The sequence below is a fragment of the uncultured Algibacter sp. genome, from assembly GCF_905480415.1.
In the GTDB taxonomy this organism is placed as follows: Bacteria; Bacteroidota; Bacteroidia; order Flavobacteriales; family Flavobacteriaceae; genus Algibacter_B.
In genome coordinates, this window is sequence record NZ_CAJQQI010000031.1 from 1 (window position 1) to 3,759 (window position 3,759).

General features: G+C 32.8%; 6 protein-coding genes. 5 read left to right on the forward strand and 1 reads right to left on the reverse strand.

The genetic code is table 11. The features are described 5' to 3' along the window. The first annotated feature begins 113 nt into the window (after window positions 1-113). Complete coding sequence (gldD, locus tag QZ260_RS02945; protein WP_295982543.1) at window positions 114-695, forward strand: gliding motility lipoprotein GldD; 582 nt, start codon at window positions 114-116, stop codon at window positions 693-695. A gap of 57 nt (window positions 696-752) precedes the next feature. Here the strand turns inward: gldD and QZ260_RS02950 are convergent, their stop codons facing one another. After that, complete coding sequence (locus QZ260_RS02950) at window positions 753-1,304, reverse strand: heavy metal-associated domain-containing protein (RefSeq protein ID WP_295982545.1); 552 nt, start codon at window positions 1,302-1,304, stop codon at window positions 753-755. Between the two features lie 95 nt (window positions 1,305-1,399). On the opposite strand from QZ260_RS02950, the gene QZ260_RS02955 reads away from it, so the two are divergent. From QZ260_RS02955 to QZ260_RS02970, 4 genes are all read left to right on the forward strand, one after another. Beyond that, window positions 1,400-2,290, forward strand: coding sequence for a DMT family transporter (locus tag QZ260_RS02955; protein WP_295982547.1), 891 nt, complete (start codon window positions 1,400-1,402; stop codon window positions 2,288-2,290). A 97-nt stretch (window positions 2,291-2,387) separates the two neighbouring features. Further along, complete coding sequence (locus QZ260_RS02960; protein ID WP_295982549.1) at window positions 2,388-2,837, forward strand: DUF4199 domain-containing protein; 450 nt, start codon at window positions 2,388-2,390, stop codon at window positions 2,835-2,837. Between the two features lie 81 nt (window positions 2,838-2,918). After that, entirely contained in the window at window positions 2,919-3,572 is a 654-nt protein-coding gene (gene rplU, locus QZ260_RS02965; RefSeq protein ID WP_295982551.1) for a 50S ribosomal protein L21, read from the forward strand. Window positions 3,573-3,612: 40 nt separating this feature from the next. After that, the coding region (locus QZ260_RS02970; protein ID WP_295982555.1) for a 50S ribosomal protein L27 at window positions 3,613-3,759 on the forward strand (147 nt) is incomplete at its 3' end.

A 3,759-nucleotide genomic window follows, 5' to 3' on the forward strand; every position in this document is an offset into this window, starting at 1 on the left:
ATATCTGGGAGTTTCCCGAAATTGAATAGTAAAATAAATTTTGAAAATTACGTTTTTACTATTGAGGCTATGGACATAAAACGAATCAAACTAGTTAAATTTACAATACTCTAATGATTAAATATTCTTCTCTATTTGTACTACTGCTTTTTTGTTTTTCTTGTGGTGAAGAATATATACCAAAACCAAAAGCAGAATTAAGATTAGAATACCCAAGGGCTAAATATATTGATGCTAATTTAGAATTGCCGTTTTCTTTTGAAAAAAATTTATTAGCCACAAAAGTGGTATCAAAAGAATTGAAAGCTCCAACTAAAAGTTATGGTGTTAATTTGGAATACCCGACGTTAAAAGGTACTATTTTTTTAACTTACAAAGCTATTGAAAAGGATGAAAAAAATCTTAAAGCTTTTTTAAGAGACGCTCAAAAATTTACTTTAGAACACACTAAAAAAGCAGATGAAATACCAGCCTATCCTTTTGAAGATTCTAAAAGGGAAGTTTATGGTATGCTATCCGAAGTAAAAGGAAATGTAGCATCACCAGCACAGTTTTATGTAACGGACAGTGTAAATCATTTCTTAACAGGATCTTTGTATTTCTTGGCTAAACCCAATTACGATTCTATTTTACCAGCTGCTGATTATTTGCAAAAGGATATTAAGCGAATTATGGAAACTGTTACTTGGAAATAAAAAAGGCTTCTTATTTTATTAAGAAACCTTTTTTGCTCATTTATTTTTAGTTAAAAATTAAGCTTCTTTTTTAGCACAACATGCTTTTTTACAATCCGCTTTGCAAGCTATTTTGTCGCTAGCTTTTGCGCCGTCTTGACAACATGCTTTTTTACAACCTGGTTCACACGTTTTTTTGTCCTTGTTAGCACAGCACGCCTTTTTACAATCAGCAGCACATGTTTTTTTTGCTGAGAAATCTTCAACCGTTTTTATGTCGCTTACTTTGTAAGTGTCCGATACTTTTGCAACAGCTTCTTCTAATGTTGTTGGTGTTACTTTAGCTTCGTTATATTCAACCATAGCTAGTTTTCTGTCAAAATCCACAGTGGCGGATTTTACGCCATCCATCTTAGCTATTTTTTTTTGAATTTGTGCAGCACAACCAATTGCACAAGTCATGCCATCAATCGTAAATTCCGCTTTAGCATACGTTGCATTCGGATCTAATTTTTTTACAACTTCAGTTTCAACTTCAATAGTTTTTACTTCAGGGTTCTTTTCGTTTTTACAGCTAAAAACAAAAGATGCAATTAGTGTAAGTGTTAAAATATACTTGATAGTTTTCATTAAAATAATCTTTAAAAGTTTATATTACAAAACTACTAAATTATGGTGTTTATTGTATTAAAAAGCAGAGTTTTGTGCTTCCAAAATTAAATTTAATGAGCGGTATAAGTTCTAAATGGTTATATCTTTTTATTCTGTCGTTAATATGGGGGAGTTCCTTTATCTTAATTAAAAAAGCGCTTTTAGGGCTAACACCTTATCAGTTAGGCGCATTAAGAGTTGTTATTACAGGTATTTTTCTGTTTTTAATGGGCTTTAAAACTATAAAAACAATAAAAACTGCAGATTGGAAATGGCTTATTATATCTGGAATTTTAGGCTCGTTTATTCCTTCTTTCTTCTTTGCGATTGCTGAAACTGAAATTGATAGCGCAGTGGTATCTGTGTTAAATTCCTTAGTACCCCTTAATGCTATTTTGCTGGGTTTTGCTGTTTTTAAGATTACTTCTACTAAAAGGCAAATAATAGGTGTTATTATTGGATTTATTGGAACAACGCTGCTAATTTTAAAAGGTGCAGATTTAAACCCAAATCAAAATTATTGGTATGCTATTTTTGTAATCTTGTCAACACTAATGTATGCTACTAATGTAAATATTATAAAAAAGTATTTGCAACATGTAAAACCGTTAACGATAGCCACAGGAAACTTTGTTGGTATTTTTATTCCATCCATTATCGTGTTGCTTTTTACAGATTTTTTTTCAGAAGAAACGTTTAATCAACCTGACTTTAAAATGGCAATGGTTTACATTACTGTTTTATCTTTTTTTGGAACGGCTTTGGCTAAAATATTATTTAACAAGTTGGTCCAAATGTCTACACCGGTTTTTGCGTCATCAGTAACTTATTTGATGCCTATCGTAGCTTTGATGTGGGGTTTTTTGGATGGTGAAACCTTTAGTTGGCTCCAAGCCATTGCCAGTGTAATTATTTTATTGGGAGTATATTTATCCCATAAAAACCAATCAAAAAAGACCCAATAACCTTCGTAATCAAACTCTTGGAATTAATTTTTTCGTTGTTAAATTATTTTTATTGAACAATTTTCACGTAATTTAAAAGAAACAACACCGCTTAAATATGAAAAATTTATCGCTTCCCATTCGTTTCGGTTTAGTTACAAGTGCTGTATTGATAGCCTATTTTTTGGTTTTAGCATTGGTAGATAAGCATACAAATCCGGCCTTTAGTTTTGTAAACGCAATCATTACAGGTTTTGGCATTTATGAAGCAGTACGTTTAAGCAAGCTTAAGGATTTGGATAATTTCTCTTATGGCGAAGGATTTAAAACTGGTATTATTACGGGTTTTGTTGCTACTATAACTTTTACCATTTTCTTTTTGATTTATGCTACTGAATTGAATAGTGTCTTTTTATCAGAATTACTTCAAAAAATGAAGGGTGGTTTTAATGCAGGTATTGGTTTGGTAACGTTTGTGGTTGCTGTTATGGGGCTAGCAACAACAGTGGTTTCTTCACTTACGGTCATGCAACTTTTTAAAAAGACTGGAAATATTCCTCAAAATTAGTAATAACGTTTGTGAATTAATTAATTAGCAGTATATTTGCACTCATTTTTGAACAAAATTAATTAATAAAAACGTTACGCTATGTACGCAATTGTAGAGATAGCAGGGCATCAATTTAAAGTTGAAAAAGACCAAAGAGTTTTTGTTAACCGTTTACAAACTGAAGAAGGTAAGAAAGTTTCTTTCGATAATGTACTTCTTTTAGGTGATGGTGACAAAGTAACTGTAGGCGCCCCGGCTATAGATGGAGCACTAGTAAGTGCAAAAGTCTTAAAGCACCTTAAAGGTGACAAAGTAATAGTTTTCAAGAAGAAAAGACGTAAAGGATACCGTGTAAAAAACGGACACAGACAATCTTTAACTGAAATTGTAATTGAAAGTATTGCTGCTTCTGGAGCTAAAAAAGCTGCTCCTAAAAAAGAAGTGAAAAAAGCAGAACCTAAAGTAGAAGTGAAAGCTGCTGCTCCTAAAGCTAAAAAGGCTTCAGGAAAACCTGACGATTTAAAGAAAATCGAAGGTATTGGTCCAAAGATTGCATCAACTTTAGTAGAAGCAGGAATCGCGACTTACGCAGATTTGGCTAAAGCTAAACCAGCTGCAATATCTGAAATCATCGCAGGTGTTCGTGGAAGCCACGTTACTGATACTTGGCCAGCACAAGCTAAATTAGCTTCTGAAGGTAAGTGGGATGAACTTAAAAAATGGCAAGACGAATTAGATGGTGGTAAAGCTTAATTGCTAACCGCTAAGTTTAACACTATAAAAACTTAAGACAATGGCTCATAAAAAAGGAGTTGGTAGTTCTAAAAATGGTAGAGAATCAGAATCAAAACGTCTAGGCGTTAAGATATTTGGTGGACAAGCTGCCATTGCAGGAAACATCATCGTAAGACAAAGAGGTAATACACATCACCCAGGTGAG

Bases quoted from the DNA above. Each gene is read 5' to 3' on its own strand.
- gldD (WP_295982543.1), top strand. From the start codon at position 114: ATGATTAAATATTCTTCTCTATTTGTACTACTGCTTTTTTGTTTTTCT.
- QZ260_RS02950 (WP_295982545.1), bottom strand. From the start codon at position 1,304: ATGAAAACTATCAAGTATATTTTAACACTTACACTAATTGCATCTTTT.
- QZ260_RS02955 (WP_295982547.1), top strand. From the start codon at position 1,400: ATGAGCGGTATAAGTTCTAAATGGTTATATCTTTTTATTCTGTCGTTA.
- QZ260_RS02960 (WP_295982549.1), top strand. From the start codon at position 2,388: ATGAAAAATTTATCGCTTCCCATTCGTTTCGGTTTAGTTACAAGTGCT.
- rplU (WP_295982551.1), top strand. From the start codon at position 2,919: ATGTACGCAATTGTAGAGATAGCAGGGCATCAATTTAAAGTTGAAAAA.